Here is a 20,035-nt window from a genome sequence, read left to right on the forward strand (position 1 = left end):
GCAGGCAGGGGGGCGTTGTACCCGCAGCAAGGCGGGGCGGACAGGGGTGATTCCCGCGGCGGGGCAGGGCGGACCAGGGTGCAATTCCCGCCGCGGCACGGACGGCGGGATTCCCGCGGCACACATGCGTACTGCCCGCCCCGGCACCCCGGGACGGGCAGTACGGACGAAGCGTGGGGCGTCAGGCGCCCATCATGTGCACACCGCCGTCGACGTGCACGATCTCGCCCGTCGTGCGCGGGAAGAAGTCGGACAGCATGCCGACGACGCCACGGCCGGCCGGCTCCGGGTCGGCCAGATCCCACCCGATCGGAGCGCGGTGGTTCCACACGTCCGCCAGCTCCTCGAAGCCGGGGATGGACTTGGCGGCCATCGACTTGATGGGGCCCGCCGAGACCAGGTTGCAGCGGATGTTCTTGGGGCCGAGGTCGCGCGCCAGGTAGCGGTTGGTGCTCTCCAGCGCCGCCTTGGCCACGCCCATCCAGTCGTACTTCGGCCAGGCGATCTGCGCGTCGAAGGTGAGGCCGACGACCGCACCGCCGTGCTCCATGAGCGGCAGGCAGGCCATCGTCAGCGACTTGTACGAGTACGCCGAGACCTGCACCGCGGTGCCCACGTCCGACCACTCCGCCTCCAGGAAGTTGAAGGCGCCCTGCGGGCCGAAGGCGATGGAGTGCACGATGCCGTCGAGCCGGGCACCCTCGCCCTGGTGCTCGCGGATCTTGTCGGCCAGCCCGTCCAGGTGCTCCTGGTTGGTGACGTCCAGCTCGATGACCGGAGCGGGCTTGGGCAGCCGCTTGGCGATCCGCTCCACGAGCGAGAGCCGGCCGAAGCCGGTGAGGATGACCTCGGCGCCCTCGTTCTGGGCGACCTTGGCCGCCTGGAACGCGATCGACGACTCGGTCAGGACACCCGTGACCAGGATGCGCTTGCCTGCAAGGATTCCACTCATGCTGATCAGTGACCCATGCCCAATCCGCCGTCGACGGGAATGACGGCTCCGGTGATGTACGCGGCCTCGTCGGAGGCCAGGAAGCGGACCGAGGCGGCGATCTCCTCGGGCTGCGCATACCGCGCGAGCGGTACCTGCTTGACGATGCCCTCCCGCTGCTCATCGGTGAGCACACGGGTCATGTCGGTGTCGACGAAGCCGGGGGCGACGACGTTGACGGTGATGTTGCGGCTGCCCAGCTCCCGGGCGAGCGAGCGGGCGAAGCCCACCAGCCCGGCCTTGGAGGCGGCGTAGTTCGCCTGGCCCGGCGCGCCCATCAGGCCCACCACGGACGAGATCAGCACGACCCGACCCTTGCGGGCCCGCAGCATCGCGCGGTTGGCGCGCTTGACCACCCGGAACGTACCGGTGAGGTTGGTCTCCAGGACCGAGGTGAAGTCCTCCTCGGACATCCGCATCAGCAGCTGGTCACGGGTGACGCCGGCGTTGGCCACCAGCACCTCGACCGGACCCTGCTTCTCCTCGATCTCCTTGTACGCCTGCTCGACCTGCTCGTTGTCCGTGATGTCGCACTTCACGGCCAAAAACCCCGCGGGTGGCTCGCCCGAGCGGTAGGTGATGGCGACCTGGTCGCCTGCCTCGGCGAAGGCACGGGCAATGGCGAGGCCGATGCCGCGGTTACCTCCGGTGACCAGAACCGAGCGGCTCAAGAGATCACCCTTTCCGTTTCCTGTCCGTCCTGCGTTCGATACGAAACTATCGGTCACGGGGCGCTTCCGTGGAATCCAGCACGGACAGGCGCATGCGCCGGTGACTGTCGGGATCCCACAGAACCACTCCCCCGGGACCGCTCCCCGGCAGCCCGGTCGGCCATGTCGCGACCGGGCCCGGCTCCCCGCCGCCCTGGCCGACTCACCGTGCCTGCCCCCCTGCGCTCTGGGCCGCGGGCGCCCCGCGGGGGATGATGCAGGCGCCGACCACGGGAGGACTCCTTGCCTGCACCCCATGCCCTCGACGACTCGTTCCTGGCGCTGCCGTTGCGCGCGCTGGCCGACGCCGCGCTGGCCCGCGCCCGCGCGCTGGGCGCCGACCACGCGGACTTCCGCCTGGAGCGGGTCCGCAGCGCCGCCTGGCGGCTGCGGGACGCCCGTACGGCCGGGACCTCCGACACCACCGACCTCGGGTACGCGGTGCGGGTGGTGCACGGCGGGGCCTGGGGTTTCGCGTCCGGGGTGGATCTGACCATGGACGCGGCGGCGCGAGTGGCCGCGCAGGCCGTGGCGATGGCGAAGCTGTCGGCGAAGGTGATCCGGGCCGCGGGCTCCGACGAGAGGGTCGAGCTGGCGGCGGAACCGGTGCATCCGGACCGGACCTGGATCTCCTCCTACGACATCAACCCGTTCGACGTGCCGGACGCCGAGAAGACCGGGCTGCTGGCCGACTGGAGCGCCCGGCTGCTGGCCGCCGAGGGCGTGGCCCATGCGGACGCCTTGCTGCTGACCGTCCAGGAGAACAAGTTCTACGCCGACACCGCAGGCACCAGCACCACTCAGCAGCGGGTGCGGCTGCATCCGCAGCTGACGGCGGTCGCCGTGGACCCGGTGAGCGGCGCCTTCGACTCGATGCGCACCCTCGCCCCGCCGGTCGGACGCGGCTGGGAGTACCTGACCGACGGCCACTACGACTGGGACGGGGAACTGGCCCGCATCCCGGAGCACCTCGCGGAGAAGATGCGCGCCCCCGGGGTCGAGGCCGGCACCTACGACCTGGTGGTGGATCCCTCCAACCTCTGGCTGACGATCCATGAGTCGATCGGGCACGCCACCGAGCTGGACCGGGCCCTGGGCTACGAGGCGGCGTACGCGGGCACCTCGTTCGCCACCTTCGACCAGCTCGGCAAACTGGCGTACGGCTCCGCGCTGATGAACGTGACCGGCGACCGGACCGCCGAGCACGGCCTCGCGACGATCGGCTACGACGACGAGGGCGTGGCCGCCCAGTCCTGGGACCTGATCAAGGACGGAACCCTGGTCGGCTACCAACTCGACCGCAGAATCGCCAAGTTGACCGGCTTCTCGCGCTCCAACGGATGCGCCTACGCGGACTCGCCGGACCATGTCCCGGTCCAGCGGATGGCCAACGTCTCGCTCCAGCCGGCGCCGTCCGGCCCCTCCACCGAGGAACTGATCTCGGGCGTGGACCGCGGCATCTACCTCGTCGGCGACCGTTCCTGGTCCATCGACATGCAGCGCTACAACTTCCAATTCACCCAGCAGCGGGCGTACGCCATCCGGAACGGCCGACTGGCCGGCCAACTGCGCGACGTGGCCTACCAGGCGACCACGACCGACTTCTGGGGCGCGATGACGGCGGTCGGCGGACCCCGGACCTACGTCCTGGGCGGCGCCTTCAACTGCGGCAAGGCGCAGCCGGGCCAGGTCGCAGCCGTCTCCCACGGCTGCCCGTCGGCCCTGTTCCGGAACGTGAACATCCTCAACACGTCGGCGGAGTCGGGGCGCACCTGAGGGGCGCCCGCAGACGCTCGACGTCGTCACGAAACAGGCTCTGCTCCCAGGTCGACACCACCTCGTCACCAGACCCTGCGGAGTCCGGGCCGAACCGGTATGGACAGGGATTGAGGTAGACCATGAAGAGCCGCCTGACCTGCACAGATGCCCGTCGGAGGGGGCTGTTCGCGATGTCCCCGGGGTACGTCCGGTGCGCCGGTCGCCGTTTCCGTAGGGCCGGGCACGGGGCCCGGCTCTTCCGGGGCGTGGCCCCCGTGAGCATGCCGAACACGACGCAGGAGGCCGGTCGATGAGCCGTCGCACCACTACGCCGCACGAGATCGTCGAGCGGGCCCTGGAGCTCTCCCGGGCCGACGGCTGTGTGGTCATCGCCGACGAGCAGTCCAGCGCCAATCTGCGCTGGGCGGGCAACGCGCTGACGACCAACGGCGTCACCCGCGGCCGTACCCTCACCGTCGTGGCGACGGTCGACGGCGGGCAGGGCACCGCGTCCGGCGTCGTGACGCGCTCCGCGGTGACGGCGGACGAGCTGGAGCCGCTGGTCCGGGCGGCCGAGGCGGCGGCCCGGGAGGCCGGGCCCGCCGAGGACGCGCAGCCGCTGGTGGGCGGCGAGAAGGCGTCCGCCGACTTCACCGACGCGCCCGCCGAGACCTCCTCGGAGGTGTTCGCGGCGTTCGCACCGGCGCTCGGCGAGGCCTTCCGGCAGGCCCGCTCCGGCGGCCGGGAGCTGTACGGCTTCGCCCACCACGGCGTCGTCTCCTCGTATCTGGGCACCTCGGCCGGGCTTCGGCTGCGGCACGACCAGCCCACCGGGACGCTGGAGCTGAACGCGAAGTCGGCCGGTTCCGGCGCCGAGCCCCGCTCGGCCTGGGCGGGCCGGGCGACCCGGGACTTCAGCGATGTCGATCCGCGGGTGATGGACACCGAGCTGAGCCGGCGGCTGGGCTGGGCGGAGCGGCGGATCGAGCTGCCCGCCGGGCGGTACGAGACACTGCTGCCGCCGACCGCCGTCGCCGACCTGCTGATCTACCAGATGTGGTCGTCCGGGGCCCGGGACGCCGCGGAGGGCCGTACGGTGTTCTCCCGGCCGGCCGACGGCTCGGACGCGGCCCGGCCCGGGGCGGGCACCCGGCTGGGCGAGCGGCTCAGCGAGCTGCCGCTGACGCTGCGCAGCGACCCGCGGGCGGCAGGTCTGGAGTGCGCCCCGTTCGTCCTGGCGCACTCCTCCGGCGACGACGCCTCGATCTTCGACAACGGGCTGCCGCTCGCGCCCACCGAGTGGATCCGCGAGGGCGTCCTGCACCGGCTGCCGACCACCCGGCACAGCGCCGGGCTGACCGGGCTCCCGGTGGCGCCGGGTATCGACAACCTCCTCCTGGAGGGCGGCGGTCCACGCTCGCTGGACGAGATGGTGGCGGCCTCCGGGCACGACGGTCCCACGCTGCTGCTGACCTGCCTGTGGTACATCCGCGAGGTGGACCCGGCGACGCTGCTGCTGACCGGGCTGACCCGGGACGGCGTCTATCTGGTCGAGAACGGCGAGGTGACCGGCGAGGTGAACAACTTCCGGTTCAACGAGTCGCCGGTGGATCTGCTGTCCCGGGCGGTGGAGGCGGGCCGTACGGAGCGGACCCTGCCGCGTGAGTGGGGCGACTACTTCACCCGGGCCGCGATGCCGGCCCTGCGGGTCGCGGACTTCCATATGAGTTCGGTCAGCCGCGGGGTGTGACGGGGCCGGTCCCGCCCGGCGCCGGGCCCCGCGCGCGCAAACCCGTGTGTGGGGCCCGCTGCGCTGGCCATAGACTTCTGCCCGGCCCTTCTGGGGCACCCTGTCCTCCCTCACGGGAAATACCGATCGATCAGGAACGCCATGACACGCCTCGGCGAATCCGTCGCCCGCGCCATCGCGCTGCTCTCCACCGACCTCTCCTCGGACGCCACCGTCCAGGAGCTGCTCCAGGAGACGGCGGCCCGGCGCTCTTATGACCTGACGGACCTGTCGGCCAAGGAGCAGGCCGAGCTGATCGCGTCCCGTACGGTCGAGGTCCTGCCGGGCGTGGACAAGCTGGCCGAGCGGATCGAGGAGCGCCGGGCGGCCGGGCGGGGCCTGCACATCAAGCTGGGCATCGACCCGACGGCGACCGATGTGCACCTGGGGCATGCGGTCCCGCTGATCATCCTGAGCCGGTTCCAGCGGCTGGGCCATGACGTCACGCTGATCATCGGCGACTTCACCGCCAAGATCGGCGACCCGTCGGGCCGCACCGCTGAGCGCCCGCCGCTGACCGACGAGGACATCGCGCACAACCTCGCCACCTACCGCGAACAGGTACGCCCCTTCTTCGACTTCGAGAAGGTCAGCTTCCGGCAGAACAGCGAGTGGCTGGCGCCCTACACCTTCCCGGAGCTGCTCGCGCTGCTCGCCCACGTGCCGGCCTCGCAGCTGCTGCAGCGCGAGGACTTCCGCAACCGGCTGGCGGCCGGCTCCGGTCTGACCATGACGGAGCTGCTCTACCCCGTCGCGCAGGGCCTGGACTCGGTGGCGCTCAACTGCGATGTGGAGCTCGGCGGCTCGGACCAGCTGCTCAATCTGCAGATGGCCCGCAAGCTGATGGAGCTGCGCGGGCAGACCCCGCAGCTGATCGTCACCATGCCGCTGATCGAGGGCACGGACGGCACGGGCGCCAAGATGTCCAAGTCCAAGGGCAATTACGTCGGGCTGAGCGCGCCCGCCGACGATGTCTTCGGCAAGATCATGTCGGTGCCGGACCGGCTGATGGAGCCGTACCTCAAGGCCTGGACGGAGTGGACCGACGAGGAGATCGGGCTCGCCCTGGGCCGGGTCGCGGACCGCTCGCTGCACCCCATGGATCTGAAGAAGATCCTCGCGGGCGAGGTCGTGGCCGCGCTGTACGGCCTGGACGCGGCGATGGCGGCGCGGGCCGGGTTCATCGCGCAGTTCTCCAAGAAGTCGTTCTCCGACGTGGAGTCGCTGCCGGTCGTCGAGGTCGCCGCGCACGCCGCCGAGACGGTGGCGACGGTGCTGACGACCGTGCTGGAGTTCACGCCGAGCGCCTCGGCGGCGCGGCGGCTGGCCAAGCAGAATGCGCTGCGGCTGGTCGTGGAGGGCGCCGACGGTCAGCAGACCGTGGTGCTCGCGGAGGCCGACGCCGTCCGTCCGCTGCGCGAGGTCCTGGCCGAGAAGCTGGCGGACACGGCCGGGGTGACGTACCTGAAGGCCGGACGGAAGCTGGCGCAGCTCGACGGCCGCTGAGCCGGAAGCGGTGGGCGGCCGGTGCGCACGGGTGCGCACCGGCCGCCCTGTCGTGTGGTGCCACCGGGGTGCGCCCGGGCCGGTCAGGGCCGGACGTCCGTGGCTCTGTTAGATGGCGTGTCTCTTGTGGCCGCGCAGGGAGACCCAGAGACGGTCCCCGATGGCGACGATGACGACCGCACCAGCCAGTTGCAGCAGGTGCCGAACCCAGTCGATGCCCTTGGTGTCGGCGACCCCGAGGCCGGTGGCCGCCCAGTTGCCCAGGACGCTGCCCAGCATGCCGAAGATCACGGTCAGCCAGAGCGGAATCTGTTGCTTGCCCGGGATGAGGGCCTTGGCGATCAGGCCCAGCACCAGGCCCACGATGATGGCCCACAACCACGTCATGACGCCTCCTCTTGCGACGCGGTGCAGATGTTCGCCCCTCAGTGTCGCCCCACGGCGGCCCGGGCGCACCCGGGAGCCGGGCAACGGGGGGACGGGGCCCGAGCGGGCACGGCACGACCCGGTCTCGTAGCCGGCGCGACCGCGGCGTACCGTGGAATCCGACCGGATTTCGGGGAGAATCCGGCACGACTGAGCAGGTGGTGGAAGTGATGCGGAAGCAGAGCAGCGGCCAGGCCTTCCGGATCACGGGAGCGCGGCAGGGCCTGTCCGAGGACGTCCGTGGGCGGCAGCGCCGGTATGTGATCTCGATGGCGGTGCGGACGGTGGCCGTGGTGCTGACCGTGGTGCTGTGGAACGTCGAGCGGCCGGTGGCGATCGCGACGCTGGTGCTGGGTCTGGCGCTGCCCTACATCGCGGTGGTGATCGCCAACGCGGGCCGGGAGAACGCCACTTCGGTCCCGAAGACGTTCATCGCGGCGCCGACCAGGCCGATGCTGACGCGGGAGGCCTCCGACGCCCCCGCGGAGTCCGTTCCGGAGCGGCCGGCGACGGGCACGTCCGGCCCGCGGCCCGACCCCAGTTGATCTCGACGCGGTCTGCAAAGCTCAAGAAAAGCTCAGATCAATCATGGAGTTCCGGTGCACCAGGCACCATCCCCCGTGACATACTGCGTACGCGCTCCGCATCCCCCGTCGGAGCGACGGACCGACGCCGGGCGGCTCCCCCCGTGGCTGCCCGGCGTCGTCATGTCCGCGGGCCCTGAGGGCCGTGCGCAGGACGTAGGGTTGAGGCCGTGAACTCCCCGAATCCCCAGGACGCCCCCCGCGGCGACAGTGCCGTCATCTGCTCCGCGAAGGGCTGCCGCGCCGCCGCCGTATGGGTGCTGGCCTGGAACAACCCGAAGCTGCACACTCCGGACCGGCGCAAGACCTGGCTGGCGTGCGAGGAGCACCGGGAGCATCTGTCGCAGTTCCTCGGTGTGCGCGGCTTTCTGAAGGACGTGGTGACGCTGGAGGAGTGGGAGGCGTCGGCCGCCGGCCACTGACCGCTGCGCCGACCGACTGCTTCGGCCACTGACCGCATCAGACGCCGAGCGCTTCAGCCGCCCGGCGGCTCAGACGCTCGGCGCTTCAGCCGCCGATCGAGGACATCGGGCGCTCCGGCTGCAGGAAGGACGGGTCGTCCAGACCGGAGCCCGCCTTCTTGCCCCACATCGCGGTCTCCCACAGCCGCGCGATCTCGTCGTCGGGGGCCCCGGAGCGCAGCGCCGTCCGCAGATCCGTCTCCTCGGTGGCGAAGAGGCAGGTGCGTATCTGGCCGTCGGCGGTGAGTCGGGTGCGGTCGCAGGCCCGGCAGAACGGGCGGGTGACGGAGGCGATCACCCCGACGCGGTGGGGGCCGCCGTCCACCAGCCAGCGCTCGGCGGGGGCGGAGCCGCGCTCCTCCTGGCCCTCGGGGGTGAGCGTGAAGCGGGTGCGCAGCGAGGTGAGGATGTCACCGGCGGTGATCATGCCGTCGCGCTTCCAGCCGTGCTGGGCGTCCAGGGGCATCTGCTCGATGAAGCGGAGTTCGTAGTCGTGGGCGATCGCCCAGGCCAGGAGGTCGGGGGCCTCGTCGTCGTTGAGGCCCGGCATCAGGACGGCGTTGACCTTGACGGGGGTCAGCCCGGCCGCGCGGGCCGCGTCCAGACCGCGCAGGACGTCGTCGTGCCGCTTGCGGCGGGTCAGGGCCTGGAAGACCTCCGGCCGCAGGGTGTCCAGCGAGACGTTGACGCGGTCGAGCCCGGCGTCGCGCAGTGCGGCGGCCGTGCGCTGCAGGCCGATGCCGTTGGTGGTCAGGGACATCTGGGGGCGGGGGCCGAGGGCGGCGACGCGCTCGACGATGCCGGGCAGGCCGGGGCGGAGCAGCGGTTCACCGCCGGTGAAGCGGACCTCCTCGATGCCCAGGTCCCGCACGGCGATGGTGATCAGCCGGACGATCTCGTCGTCGGTGAGCAGATCGGGCTTGGCGAGCCACTGCAGGCCTTCCTCCGGCATGCAGTAGGTGCACCGCAGATTGCAGCGGTCGGTGAGTGAAACGCGCAGGTCGGTGGCCACACGACCGTAGGTGTCGATGAGCACTGGGCCCCCTCCCCGAGAAATGGCTCACGATGTCTGCCCTTCGCGGACAGGTACGTGTTCGAGCCTACGTGATGGGTGTGACATGCGAGCAGGGCGGAGAAGCACGAGGTGGGCGGAGTGGCGTCGTAGCTCTCTACGACGCCACCCCGCCCGGACCCTGTAGGGACGGCCCAGCGGCCGGTCTCAGTGGGCCCCGGTACCGGTCAGCGAGCGGACCTCCAGCTCGGCGTACTTCGCGGCGTCCGGCTCCTCCTTGGACAGCAGCGATCCCAGCCAGCCGAGCAGGAAGCCGAGCGGGATGGAGATCAGGCCGGGGTTCTCCAGCGGGAAGAAGCCGAAGTCCGCGCCGGGGAACATCGAGGTCTCCTTCCCGGAGACGACCGGGGAGAAGAGCACCAGCAGGACGGACGAGGCGAGGCCGCCGTAGATGGACCAGAGCGCGCCCCGGGTGGTGAAGCGCTTCCAGAAGAGGCTGTACAGGAGGGTGGGGAGGTTGGCGGAGGCGGCGACCGCGAAGGCGAGCGCCACCAGGCCGGCGACGTTCAGCCCGCGGGCGAAGACCCCCAGGACGATGGCGACGGCGCCGATGCCGACGGTCGCCCAGCGGGCCGCGCCGATCTCCTCCTTCTCGGTGGCCCGGCCCTTGCGCAGGACGTTGACGTACAGGTCGTGGGCGAAGGACGAGGACGAGGCGAGGGTGAGTCCGGCGACCACCGCGAGGATGGTGGCGAAGGCCACGGCGGAGATCACGGCGAGCAGGACGGCGCCGCCGGTGGAGCCGGGGCCGCCGCCGATCGCCTCGGCGAGCAGCGGGGCCGCGGTGTTGCCCGCCTTGTTGGACGCGATGATCGTCCCGGGCTCGATGAGGGCGGCGGCGCCGAAGCCGAGCGCGATGGTCATCAGGTAGAAGACACCGATGATGGCGATCGCCCAGTTCACGGACTTCCGGGCGGCCTTGGCGGTGGGGACGGTGTAGAAGCGGATGAGGATGTGCGGCAGGCCCGCGGTGCCCAGGACGAGGGCGAGGCCCAGCGAGATGAAGTCGATCTTCGAGGTGGCGGTGGCTCCGTACTTGAGGCCGGGCTCCAGGAAGGCGGACCCCTTGCCGCTGTTCTCGGCGGCGGCGCCGAGCAGCGTGGAGATGTTGAAGTGGAACTTCAGCGCCACCAGGAAGGTGATCAGCAGGGTGCCGGCGATCAGCAGCACCGCCTTGACCATCTGGACCCAGGTGGTGCCCTTCATCCCGCCGATGGTGACGTAGAGGATCATCACGACGCCGACGAGGACGACGACGAGGATCTTGCCCGCCTCACTGGTGATGCCCAGGAGCAGGGTGACCAGGGCGCCCGCCCCCGCCATCTGCGCGAGCAGGTAGAAGATCGAGACGATGATGGTGGAGACACCGGCGGCGGTACGGACCGGGCGCCGGCGCATCCGGTGGGCGAGGACGTCGCCCATGGTGAACCGGCCGGTGTTGCGCAGCGGTTCGGCGACCAGGAGCAGCGCCACGAGCCAGGCCACGAGGAAGCCGATGGAGTAGAGGAAGCCGTCGTAGCCGAAGAGGGCGATGGCGCCGGCGATGCCGAGGAAGGACGCGGCGGACATGTAGTCACCGGAGATGGCCAGGCCGTTCTGGAAGCCGCTGAACTGCCGGCCGCCGGCGTAGAAGTCCTCCGCGCCCTTGGTCTGCCGGCCGGCCCAGACCGTGAGGCCGAGGGTGGCGGCGACGAAGACCGCGAAGAGGGTGATGATCAGGGTGCGGTGCTCACCCGCGCCGCCGGCCGCGAGCGGGAGCGCGAGCGGCTGAGAGGTGAGGTTCATGCGTCGCCCTCCTTGCGGAGGGTGACGCCCTCCAGGCGGGACTTGATGGCCTCGGCCTTGGGGTCGAGCCGCGCGGCGGCGCGCCGGGAGTACCACCAGGCGATGAGGAAGGTCGTGGCGAACTGGGCGAGGCCCAGGACGAAGGCGACGTTGAGGTGGCCGAGGACCTTGGTGGACATGAAGCCGCCGGCATAGCTCGACAGCAGCACGTAGCCGAGGTACCAGAGGAGGAAGGCGACGGTGACCGGGAAGGCGAACGAGCGGTGTGCGCGGCGGAGTTCATCGAATTCCGCGCTCGACTGCACCTGGCGGTAGTCGGGCGGCTCGTGTGTCCCCGGGTCGAGGGTCGGTGCGGCGCTCACGGAGTCTCCTGACGCGAAGGGGCGGGTTCCCAGTGCCGGTCCGACGGCGTTGCACGGGAGGAGCTGGACCGACAGTAAAGCTCAGGTAAGTGATATAGATCACGCATGGTAGAGGTGCGTCATACGATGCGACAGGGGGCCGTTGGTTGAATCCCAGAAGAATCCGCGGAATGGCCGTGACGGCCCGCCACCGCGCGCGGGGCGCTTCGTTGAGCCCGGTGTGAACCCGCCGCCACAGCAGGCCCCGCAGCCACCCGCTCCCCGTCGGCGCCCCTACGGCAGTGTCCGGCTGCCGGCGCCGCTCCCCGTCACCCCGCAGGAGCCGCGCTCCGGTCCGGCCGCGGCCGCGCGCCGCTGGTACGGCCCGCGGATCGCCCTGCCGCTGCTGAGCATCGCCGCGTTGCGACGCAACGACTGACCGGCCCTGACGAGTTGCGGCGCTACAGCTGACCGGCCCTGACGACCCGGACCAGCCCTGACGGCCTCTCAGGAGCGCTGCAGGGAAAACGGACTGACGAGTCATCAATTCGCCACTCCTGACAGGTTTTCTCCCCGTTCCATTGCTGTGGGCCGTTGATCGCCGATAACTTCACCTCTCATGTATCCGCCCGTGCGCAATCCGTGCACGGGCGGTCTCACGGATGATGTGGAGTACCCATGGCTCATCCCCGATCCAGACGCACGCGGGCGCTGGCCGTACCGCTCGGACTGGCTCTGACGGCGTCCCTCGGTTTCCTCCCGACCGCGGCCACCGCCGCGTCCACGGACACCGCCCCGGCCGCCGCCGCCTCGGACAGCGGCCCGCTGCTGTCGTACGTCGTGAACGCCACGCCCGGCCACACCATGGCCGGCCGGATCGCGAAGGCGATAACCAAGGCCGGCGGGAAGGTGGTCATCGCCCATGAGCGGATAGGCGTGACCGTCGTCCACTCGGCCAACCCGCAGTTCGCCGCCGAGATGCGGACGGTGCCGGGCGTGCAGTCGGCGGGCGCGACCCGCACCGCGCCGCTGAAGGCGCAGGGCACCACCGACGTCGGCAAGCCGCAGCGGATCGACCTGTCGAAGTCGCAGCTCAAGGCGGCCGGCAGCGTGGCGAAGGCAAACGGCGAGGAGCCGCTGGAACCGCTGCAGTGGGACCTGCCGGCCATCAAGGCCGACCAGGCAGCGAAGGTGAACGCCGGCAGCAGGAACGTCACCGTCGGCATCATCGACACCGGAGTGGACGACACCCACCCCGACCTGAAGCCCAACTTCTCCGCGAAGCAGTCCGCCAACTGCGTGGGCGGGGTGGCCGATACGTCCAAGGGCGCCTGGCGGCCCTGGAACCCGGACGACGACTACCACGGCACCCATGTGGCGGGCACCATCGCGGCGGCCCGTAACGGCGTCGGCGTGGCGGGGGTCGCCCCGGGCGTGAAGATAGCCGCCCTCAAGGTCAGCGAGCCGGAGACCAGCCTCTTCTACGCCGAGAGCGTGGTGTGCGCCTTCGTCTTCGCCGCCGACCACGGCATCTCGGTGACCAACAACAGCTATTACGTCGACCCGTGGATGTTCAACTGCAAGGACGACGCGGACCAGGCCGCCATCATCGACGCGGTCGGCCGGGCGGCGAGCTACGCCCAGCGCAAGGGCGTGCTCAATGTCGCCGCGGCGGGCAACTCCGGCCTCGACCTGGCGGCTCCCCAGTTGCCCGACGCCTCCAGCCCGAACGACTCCACCCCGGTCCAGCGCACCATCAACCCCAAGACCTGCTGGGACGTGCCCACCCAGCTGCCGGGCACGGTGACGGTCGCGGCGACGGGTGTGCACCAGCTCAAGTCGTACTACTCGAACTACGGCCTCGGCCAGATCGATGTGGCCGCGCCGGGCGGGGACTCCCGCCAGGTGCCCGAGCTGCCCGCCAAGAACGGCAACATCCTCTCCACCATGCCGGGCGGTGACTGGGCCTACCTGGCCGGCACGTCCATGGCGACCCCGCATGTCTCCGGCGTCGCGGCGCTGCTCAAGAGCGCCCACCCGAAGTCCAGCCCGCAGGAGCTCCAGTGGCTCCTCAAGGAGCAGGCGGACAACCCCGGCTGCCCCACGGGTGACGCCACCTGCACCGGCACCAAGCACGTCAACAGCCACTACGGCTATGGCATCGTCGATGCGCTGGACGCGGTGAAGAAGTAACGTCCGGACGGTTTCCGGTACGTGCGGGAAGGGCCGGGTGGTGCGCCACCCGGCCCTCTTCGCTGCGGTGCGCGCGGGCCCGCGGGGGACGCCGTCCTCGTACATGCCCTCCACTCTCGGGTCTCCCACGGGGGGAGACTCAAGTCCCGCGGCTTGTCCCGGCTTTCCCTGCCCTGCCGGGGACTATCCGGCGGGGGTACGCGGTGCCGGTATGTCCGCCGTCCGCGGCGCCCGCGGGCGGTCCGGTGCGGGCCGGGGAGCGGTGGCGGCGGCGCGCAGCACGCCGCCGGCCAGCGCGTACTGGGCCGCGGCATAGGTGAGCATGATCCAGAACTGCGGCAGCGGCAGCTGCGGCCAGTGCGCGATGCCGCTGGCGATCAGGGTGTCGGAGAGCAGGAAGAGCAGCCCGCCGACGGCGGCCAGGAGGCCCGCCCGGAGCGCGCCGAACGCCATCGCGGTGAGCAGCAGGCTGTAGCCGGCGACCGGGATCCGCAGCTCGGCCGGGAGGTCCGGCCACAGCAGCACGACGGTGACGGCCAGCACCGCGCCGTACGCGGCGGCGAGCGCGGGCGTGAGTCCGGGCCGCCCCCCGCCTGGCCGGGCGCCGTGCCGGACGAACAGCAGCAGGTAGCAGACGTGCCCGGCGGCGAAGGAGCCCATGCCCACCAGGAAGGCGAGGTCCCCGCCGATCTGGAGGAACGTGTCGCCGCCGCAGCCGAACAGCAGGGCGCCGGCGAGCAGCGGCGGGCCACCGCGGGCCAGCGCGTATCCGGTGAGCACCGGCATCAGCGCGGGCTTCGTGAGCTGTGCGACGGTCGTGACGTCCCCGAGCAGCGCCCCGAGGTGCACCAGGGCGAGCACGGCGAACAGCCCCAGCAGCGGCCCCGCGGCCCGCGGCCACCGTGCCGTCACGCGGCGGGCTCCTCGACGGAGGTGCGGGCCGGCGAGCCGTGGCCCGCGGGTTCTGCGCCCGCCGCCGCGGCCGGCTGCCAGCCCGGTCCGCGGAACACCCGTCCGGCGCGCTCCCGCCAGCTGCCCGCGGCGCGGATGTCGCGGGCGATGGCGACGTATTCGTGGGTGGCCACCCGCAGCGGGTTGAAGCTCTCGACGTTCTTGGTGAGGCCGTAGACCGGCCGCTCGGTCTCGGCGACGAACGAGCCGAACATCCGGTCCCAGATGATCAGGATCCCGCCGAAGTTGCGGTCCAGGTAGCCGCCCTGCGAGGCGTGGTGGACGCGGTGGTGGGACGGGGTGTTGAGCACGAACTCGACGGGCCGGGGCAGGGTGCCGATCCGCTCGGTGTGCACCCAGAACTGGTAGACGAGGTTGGCCCCGGAGGTGAAGGCGATCGCGGCCGGATGCACGCCGAGGGCGATCATCGGGACGTAGAACGGCCAGACGGTCCAGGTCGTCCAGGGCTGGCGCAGGGCGGTGGTGAGGTTGAACTTCTTGCTGGAGTGGTGCACCACGTGGCAGGCCCACAGGACGCGGATGACGTGGTGCCCGCGGTGCGACCAGTAGTAGAAGAAGTCCTGGGCGAGCAGCATCAGCGGCAGCGTCCACCACACCACGGGGATGCGCAGCGGGGTGAGTTCGTAGATCGCGGCGTAGATCGCCACGATGGGGATCTTCCACAGCGCGTCGAAGACCAGGCTGCCGAGGCCCATGCCGACGCTGGTGGCGGCGTCCTTGACCTCGTAGCCCTCCGCGTCCTCGTCGGGATGCAGGCGATAGCTCACCATCTCGACCACGGTGAGCAGGACGAAGGCCGGTACGGACCACAACACGACATCGGGCAGGTGCGGCATGCCCCGCACCATAAAGGCGTGGACGGCGGTGCCGCTAGGGGTTGTTACCGATAAGTATGTGAGACGTGCCGTCAGCTGTGTGCGACGGCACGCTTCGCGGAGCCCTCCACGACAGGCTCCGGGGGCTCCCGTCACCACACCGGTCACCCGGCGCGGTGACGGGCCGCCCCTCACCACACCCGTAGCGACCCGCCCGGGGCGAACGCCGGGCTGGTGGCGTCCGGTGGGACCTCGTCCAGGGGTACGGCGACCTCGGAGACCGCCGGGCCGACGCGGGCCGCGAGGGGGGCGAGGCGGGCGAGGTCGAAGCCGTAGACGCGGGCCGCGTTGGTGCCGAGCATGGCGGCGGCCTCGTCGGCCGGCAGACCGGCGTAGGCGAGGCGCAGCGCCTCGCGGGAGTAGGGGTGGGTGCCTTCGTCGTGGGGGTAGTCGCTGCCCCACATGATCTTGTCGAGGCCGATCCGGTGGCGGAGCGGGACCTCGTGCGGGCGCATGAAGCTGGCGCCGACGAAGCAGTGGTCGCGCCACAGCTCCGTCGGGGTGCCGCCCATGGCCGCGCCCAGGCCGGCGCCGAATTTGGCCTCGGCGGTGGCGGCGGACGCGGCCGCGGCCAGCCGGCCGTGGTAGTAGTCCAGCATGTCCAGGACGCCGGGGATCCAGCCGGAGCCCTGTTCGGTGAGGACGAGGCGCAGACCCGGGTGGCGGCGGAAGGCCCCGCCGAAGATCAGGTGCCACAGCGCGCGGTGCGAGAACCAGGTCGTCTCGACCATGAACACGGCGCGGGCGGCGGGCGCGTCGCCGAGCGGCGGGGAGGCGGAGCCGCCGTGATGGTTGACCGGCACCTCCAGCTCCGCGCAGACCGCCCAGAGCGGGTCGTAGACCTCGGAGTGGAGTTCGGGCAGGCCGGATCCGGGCGGGGTTCCGGGGAGCATGATGCCGCCGGTGAGGCCGGCCTCCTTGGTGCGGCGGACCTCCCGTACGGCCTCGTCGACGTCGTTGAGGAGGATCTGGGCGACGCCGGCCCGCCGGCCGGGTGCCTCGGCGCAGAAATCGGCGAGCCAGCGGTTGTGGGCGCGCAGGCCCGCCCAGCGCCGCGCGAACTCCTCACGGGTGGCGGGCGCCGGGGCCATCAGGGACGCGGAGGGGAAGAACGGCGGGATGGTGTTGGGGAAGACGACCTCGGCGACGATGCCGTCGGCTTCGAGTTCGGCCAGCCGGCGGGCGGAGTTCCAGTTGCGGTCGGCGGTGTCGGCCAGCAGGTCCTCGTGCGGGTTGACGTAGGCCGCCGCCCAGTCGTCGAAGGCCTCGTGGTGTCGGGAGGCCAGATACGGCCGGTAGTCGAGGAGGTCGGCGCCGGCGTGGCAGTCGGCGGAGATGACGGTGTAGCGCTCCGGTGTCATCGGGCGGCCCCCAATACCGGGAAGTCGTGATCCGTCAGCCAGTGGCGGCCCACCTCGCGCGAGCGGGCCCACGAGGCCTCGACCGCCGGCTGGTCGGCCGGCTGGCCGAGTGCGGCCGGAGTGGGGCCGATACGGCGGGCCAGCGGGGCCAGCGCGGCGGTGTCGAAGCCGAAGGCCTCGGCGGCGGACAGGCCGAGCATCCGCCGGGTCTCGGCGACCGGGATGTCGTGGAAGGTCTTCTGCAGCCAGCCGCGGGTGTCGGGCCAGGTGCCCTCGGGGTGCGGGAAGTCGCTGCCCCACAGGATGTTGTCGACGCCGATCTCGTAGCGCTGGGCGAGCTCGCGGCGCTTGGTGTTGGTGGCGCAGACGAAGACCTGCCGGTCGAGGTACTCGTGCGGCGGGCGCTTGAGGGCGGCGAACGGGGAGAGCTTCTTGCCGCCGTGGGCGCCCAGGTAGAGGCGGTCCATGAACCACAGGAGGTTGGGGAGCCACCAGCAGCCGGATTCGGCGACACCGAACCGCAGGCCCGGGTGGCGTTCGAAGACGCCGGACCACAGCAGGAACCACAGCGGGCGGGCCGGCCACCAGGTCACCTCGGACACGAAGATCCCCAGGTGGTCCCCGTACTCCTGGCGGGGCGAGGACCCGGAGTGGGTCAGCACCGGCATCGCGCACTCGGCGGCCGCCGCCCATACCGGGTCGTAACGGCGGTCGTGGTACGGCGCGTTGCCGCCCCACATGGCGGGGATCATGAGCGCGCCGAGCCCGGACTCCCGGGCGCGGTGGATCTCGGCGACGACCTGGCCGGTCTCGGCCGTGACCGGTAACAGGGCGACGCCGCAGTGCCGTGCGGGGTGTGCGGAGACGAAGTCGGCGAGCCAGCGGTTGTGTGCCCGGGCGCCCGCCATGCCGAGCTCCGGGTCGTGGTCGCCGGAGAGGCCGAGACCCACGCCGAAGGGGGCGGCCGTACCGCTGTCGACGGCGTCCGCGTCCGGGAAGACGACCTCCGCCGCGACCCCGTCACCGTCGAGCTCCTTGATCCGCTGGGCAGGGTCCCAGCCGCCGCGCAGGCCCTCCTCGTGGTCCCGGAACCACCGTTCGGCGAAGGCGTCGTTGCGGATGCCGAGGCGGGTGGCCTCCGCGCGGCGGGCGTCGCGCTGCCCGAGGAACTCGTCGAAGGCACGGTGGAAGCGGGCATCGAGATAGGGGCGGTACTCCTCGGTGGGGAGTCCGGCGTGGCAGTCGGAGGAGATGATCAGGTACGGCTCGTGCAGGTCCTGTTGCGCGCCGGGCCGGTGCTCCGGCGCCTGGCACCGCTCGGGGCGCTGTCCTTGCTCGGGGGCCTGGCCCTGGTCGGGAAACCGGCCCTGCTCGGGGAACTGCGGGTCCTGGGAAGCCTGCGGGTCCGTCATGGCGGAACCTCCCTCAGTCGTCCGGGTCGAGGATGAAGTGCTCCAGATACGCCGGGGCGGCGCGGTCGAGCATCGAGGCGGACCGCGCCCTGATCTGCGCGTCGGTGTGCGCGGCGGGCGGCAGCAGCCAGAAGCGGCCGGCCCGGACGCCGTCCACGACCTGCTGCGCGACGTCCTCCACGGGCGTGAAGGCGACCTCCTGTCCGGCCTCCTTCATCGCCGCCTCCCACTGGGCCAGGGTGCGGTACGGGGTACGGCGCGGCCGGGACTTGGCGTAGCGCTCGGGCCGATTGCGGTGCGACTCCCACAGGCCGGTGCGCAGCATGTGCGGACCGGGGAAGAGCACCGAGGCGCCTACGGGGGCCCGTTCGGCCTTCAGGTGGGCGTACAGCGACTCGGTCATGGTCACCACGGCCGCCTTGGTGACGGCATAGACGGACGCGGTGGGCAGCGGCGCGATACCGCCGTCGGTCGAGGAGGTGTTGACGACGTGGCCGGGGTCCCCGCCCGCCAGCATCCGGGGCACGAAGCACTGCACGCCGTGGAAGACGCCCCAGATGTTCACCGCGAACGCCCATTCCCAGTCGCGGGGATCGTGCTCCCACATGCGCCCCTCGGCGCCGGAGCCCACCCCCGCGTTGTTGCACAGCAGATGGACCGCGCCGAAGGCGTCGTACGCGGCGTCGGCGAGCGCGGCGACCTCGTCGCGGACGCCGACGTCCACGGTGCGCGCCAGCACCCGGGCGCCCTGCGCGGTCAGCTCGTCGGCGACGGCGCGCAGTGGCTCCTCCGCCACGTCGGCGAGGACGACACACAGCCCCTCCGCGGCGAAGCGGCGCGCCATGGCCCGGCCGATCCCACTCGCGGCGCCGGTGACGACCGCGACCTGTCCTGCCCGCAGTTCCATCAGGCGCTCCCCTCGGGCGGGCCGTCGAGGAGCTGCTGCGGATCGTCGTAGCGCTGGTGGACGTACGGCAGCAGGTCCCGGGCGCTGACCCGCTCGACGACCCGGCCCTGCTGGTCGGTGGTCTTCTCGCCGAGGGTGAGCTCGACGAGGGTGCGGACGGGGAGGTCGGCGACGGGGTCGTACGCCGACTCCCGGAGGACGACCTCACCGGTGATCCGCTCCAGGGTGCGGACCTTCTCCTGGCGCAGGCAGTGCACCAGCACCGGGTTGCCGTCGAATCCCGAACCGTCCACGGCAGGAAGGAACTTGAAGTAGAAGTCGGTCTTCCGCACCGGCTCCGGGACCGGCAGCGGGCCGCTCACCTCACCACGCACCTCGACGAAGGCGATGCCGTGCCGGACGAGCGCGGCACGCACCACCGGGCCGTCGCGCTCGACGGAGACCTCGCCCAGCTTCTTCGGTTCACCGAAGACCTCGCGGCCGCCGGTCAGGGCCCGCTCGTGGGTCATCGGCATGACGAGCGGATACCAGCCCTCGGTGCCGTGGTGCGCGGCCGCGACGGCGACCGAGCCCGCGCCCAGGGGGTAGCCCGGCAGCTCGACCCGGCTGATGGTGGCCCGGACCAGCGGTCGCCCGGTGGGTGCGAGCGGCGGCGGCAGAACGGCGGCGACCGCGTCCGGATCGCTCTCCCAGACGGCGACGACGCCGGTGGACCAGATGTCGGGAAGCCGGGAGCCGGCGGTGCGCGCCGCGGTGATCTCCGCCTCGGTGCGTGCTCCGTAGCGTACGCGTGCCATGTCGTACCACCCTTCGTCATCGGTGACTTGCGGGGGTCGTGCCAGGCGCCTGTAACACTGTTACACCGTGGGGGTCGAAGGGTAAAGGGTGGGGG

General features: G+C 71.6%; 19 protein-coding genes. 7 read left to right on the plus strand and 12 right to left on the minus strand.

All coding sequences use genetic code 11. The features are described from left to right. Nucleotides 1–181 precede the first annotated feature (181 nt). Both fabI and fabG read right to left on the minus strand, forming a co-directional pair. Complete coding sequence (gene fabI / locus EST92_RS23145; protein WP_006606409.1) at nt 182–952, minus strand: enoyl-ACP reductase FabI; 771 nt, start codon at nt 950–952, stop codon at nt 182–184. Between the two features lie 5 nt (nt 953–957). Further along, nucleotides 958–1,662, minus strand: coding sequence for a 3-oxoacyl-[acyl-carrier-protein] reductase (gene fabG, locus EST92_RS23150; protein ID WP_129282758.1), 705 nt, complete (start codon nt 1,660–1,662; stop codon nt 958–960). 282 nt (nt 1,663–1,944) lie between these two features. Here fabG and EST92_RS23155 point away from each other — a divergent pair, with 282 nt between their 5' ends. The 3 genes from EST92_RS23155 (at nt 1,945) to tyrS (ending at nt 6,754) form a co-directional block, all read left to right on the plus strand. After that, nucleotides 1,945–3,477 carry a TldD/PmbA family protein gene (locus EST92_RS23155; protein ID WP_129282759.1) on the plus strand — a complete coding sequence of 511 codons (1,533 nt, stop codon included), beginning with the start codon at nt 1,945–1,947 and terminating at the stop codon, nt 3,475–3,477. A gap of 292 nt (nt 3,478–3,769) precedes the next feature. Then, nucleotides 3,770–5,209, plus strand: coding sequence for a metallopeptidase TldD-related protein (locus EST92_RS23160; protein WP_129282760.1), 1,440 nt, complete (start codon nt 3,770–3,772; stop codon nt 5,207–5,209). Nucleotides 5,210–5,350: 141 nt separating this feature from the next. Continuing rightward, nucleotides 5,351–6,754: a tyrosine--tRNA ligase gene (gene tyrS, locus EST92_RS23165; protein ID WP_129250331.1), complete on the plus strand. Its 1,404-nt coding sequence runs from the start codon at nt 5,351–5,353 to the stop codon at nt 6,752–6,754. Between the two features lie 108 nt (nt 6,755–6,862). On the opposite strand, the gene EST92_RS23170 is transcribed toward tyrS, so the two are convergent. After that, on the minus strand, nt 6,863–7,141 hold the full coding sequence (locus EST92_RS23170) for a GlsB/YeaQ/YmgE family stress response membrane protein (RefSeq protein WP_129282761.1): 279 nt from the start codon (nt 7,139–7,141) through the stop codon (nt 6,863–6,865). Nucleotides 7,142–7,350: 209 nt separating this feature from the next. Between EST92_RS23170 and EST92_RS23175 the strand changes: the two genes are divergently transcribed. Then, on the plus strand, nt 7,351–7,725 hold the full coding sequence (locus EST92_RS23175) for a DUF3099 domain-containing protein (RefSeq protein ID WP_096214322.1): 375 nt from the start codon (nt 7,351–7,353) through the stop codon (nt 7,723–7,725). A gap of 209 nt (nt 7,726–7,934) precedes the next feature. Further along, a complete protein-coding gene (locus EST92_RS23180) occupies nt 7,935–8,186 on the plus strand; it encodes a hypothetical protein (RefSeq protein WP_129250328.1) in 252 nt (83 codons plus the stop codon). Nucleotides 8,187–8,271: 85 nt separating this feature from the next. On the opposite strand, the gene moaA is transcribed toward EST92_RS23180, so the two are convergent. From moaA to EST92_RS23195, 3 genes are all read right to left on the minus strand, one after another. Continuing rightward, a complete protein-coding gene (gene moaA / locus EST92_RS23185; protein ID WP_129282762.1) occupies nt 8,272–9,261 on the minus strand; it encodes a GTP 3',8-cyclase MoaA in 990 nt (329 codons plus the stop codon). A gap of 183 nt (nt 9,262–9,444) precedes the next feature. Then, nucleotides 9,445–11,082, minus strand: a complete 1,638-nt coding sequence (locus EST92_RS23190) for a cation acetate symporter (RefSeq protein ID WP_129282763.1) — start codon at nt 11,080–11,082, stop codon at nt 9,445–9,447. Then, a complete protein-coding gene (locus EST92_RS23195; protein ID WP_129282764.1) occupies nt 11,079–11,444 on the minus strand; it encodes a DUF485 domain-containing protein in 366 nt (121 codons plus the stop codon). Before EST92_RS23195 ends, EST92_RS23190 begins: the two co-directional genes overlap by 4 nt. A 220-nt stretch (nt 11,445–11,664) precedes the next feature. Between EST92_RS23195 and EST92_RS23200 the strand changes: the two genes are divergently transcribed. Both EST92_RS23200 and EST92_RS23205 read left to right on the plus strand, forming a co-directional pair. Further along, nucleotides 11,665–11,862: a hypothetical protein gene (locus EST92_RS23200; RefSeq protein WP_129282765.1), complete on the plus strand. Its 198-nt coding sequence runs from the start codon at nt 11,665–11,667 to the stop codon at nt 11,860–11,862. A gap of 239 nt (nt 11,863–12,101) precedes the next feature. Next, the gene (locus EST92_RS23205) at nt 12,102–13,616 is read left to right on the plus strand and encodes a S8 family serine peptidase (RefSeq protein WP_129282766.1); all 1,515 of its coding nucleotides are present in this window, start codon (nt 12,102–12,104) and stop codon (nt 13,614–13,616) included. 183 nt (nt 13,617–13,799) lie between these two features. Here the strand turns inward: EST92_RS23205 and EST92_RS23210 are convergent, their stop codons facing one another. The 6 genes from EST92_RS23210 to EST92_RS23235 all read right to left on the minus strand — a co-directional run bounded on the left by EST92_RS23210 (nt 13,800) and on the right by EST92_RS23235 (nt 19,940). After that, nucleotides 13,800–14,528, minus strand: a complete 729-nt coding sequence (locus EST92_RS23210; RefSeq protein ID WP_129282767.1) for a lysoplasmalogenase — start codon at nt 14,526–14,528, stop codon at nt 13,800–13,802. Next, a complete protein-coding gene (locus EST92_RS23215) occupies nt 14,525–15,424 on the minus strand; it encodes a sterol desaturase family protein (RefSeq protein ID WP_129282768.1) in 900 nt (299 codons plus the stop codon). The genes EST92_RS23210 and EST92_RS23215 overlap by 4 nt, the downstream gene beginning before the upstream one ends. Nucleotides 15,425–15,594: 170 nt before the next feature. Continuing rightward, nucleotides 15,595–16,824, minus strand: a complete 1,230-nt coding sequence (locus EST92_RS23220; RefSeq protein ID WP_129282769.1) for an amidohydrolase family protein — start codon at nt 16,822–16,824, stop codon at nt 15,595–15,597. Then, nucleotides 16,821–18,236 (minus strand): amidohydrolase family protein, encoded by a 1,416-nt coding sequence (locus EST92_RS23225; protein ID WP_254068969.1) that lies wholly within the window; start codon nt 18,234–18,236, stop codon nt 16,821–16,823. The genes EST92_RS23220 and EST92_RS23225 overlap by 4 nt, the downstream gene beginning before the upstream one ends. A 13-nt stretch (nt 18,237–18,249) precedes the next feature. Further along, on the minus strand, nt 18,250–19,143 hold the full coding sequence (locus EST92_RS23230) for an SDR family NAD(P)-dependent oxidoreductase (protein ID WP_129282770.1): 894 nt from the start codon (nt 19,141–19,143) through the stop codon (nt 18,250–18,252). Further along, nucleotides 19,143–19,940 (minus strand): acetoacetate decarboxylase family protein, encoded by a 798-nt coding sequence (locus EST92_RS23235; protein ID WP_129282771.1) that lies wholly within the window; start codon nt 19,938–19,940, stop codon nt 19,143–19,145. Before EST92_RS23235 ends, EST92_RS23230 begins: the two co-directional genes overlap by 1 nt. Nucleotides 19,941–20,035: the final 95 nt, after the last annotated feature.

The sequence above is a fragment of the Streptomyces sp. TM32 genome, assembly GCF_004122755.1.
Classification (GTDB): domain Bacteria; phylum Actinomycetota; class Actinomycetes; order Streptomycetales; family Streptomycetaceae; genus Streptomyces; species Streptomyces sioyaensis.

Coding starts and splice junctions, on each gene's coding strand:
- fabI (WP_006606409.1), bottom strand. CDS start 952: ATGAGTGGAATCCTTGCAGGCAAGCGCATCCTGGTCACGGGTGTCCTG.
- EST92_RS23160 (WP_129282760.1), top strand. CDS start 3,770: ATGAGCCGTCGCACCACTACGCCGCACGAGATCGTCGAGCGGGCCCTG.
- tyrS (WP_129250331.1), top strand. CDS start 5,351: ATGACACGCCTCGGCGAATCCGTCGCCCGCGCCATCGCGCTGCTCTCC.
- EST92_RS23170 (WP_129282761.1), bottom strand. CDS start 7,141: ATGACGTGGTTGTGGGCCATCATCGTGGGCCTGGTGCTGGGCCTGATC.
- EST92_RS23175 (WP_096214322.1), top strand. CDS start 7,351: ATGCGGAAGCAGAGCAGCGGCCAGGCCTTCCGGATCACGGGAGCGCGG.
- EST92_RS23190 (WP_129282763.1), bottom strand. CDS start 11,082: ATGAACCTCACCTCTCAGCCGCTCGCGCTCCCGCTCGCGGCCGGCGGC.
- EST92_RS23205 (WP_129282766.1), top strand. CDS start 12,102: ATGGCTCATCCCCGATCCAGACGCACGCGGGCGCTGGCCGTACCGCTC.
- EST92_RS23215 (WP_129282768.1), bottom strand. CDS start 15,424: ATGCCGCACCTGCCCGATGTCGTGTTGTGGTCCGTACCGGCCTTCGTC.
- EST92_RS23220 (WP_129282769.1), bottom strand. CDS start 16,824: ATGACACCGGAGCGCTACACCGTCATCTCCGCCGACTGCCACGCCGGC.
- EST92_RS23225 (WP_254068969.1), bottom strand. CDS start 18,236: ATGACGGACCCGCAGGCTTCCCAGGACCCGCAGTTCCCCGAGCAGGGC.
- EST92_RS23230 (WP_129282770.1), bottom strand. CDS start 19,143: ATGGAACTGCGGGCAGGACAGGTCGCGGTCGTCACCGGCGCCGCGAGT.
- EST92_RS23235 (WP_129282771.1), bottom strand. CDS start 19,940: ATGGCACGCGTACGCTACGGAGCACGCACCGAGGCGGAGATCACCGCG.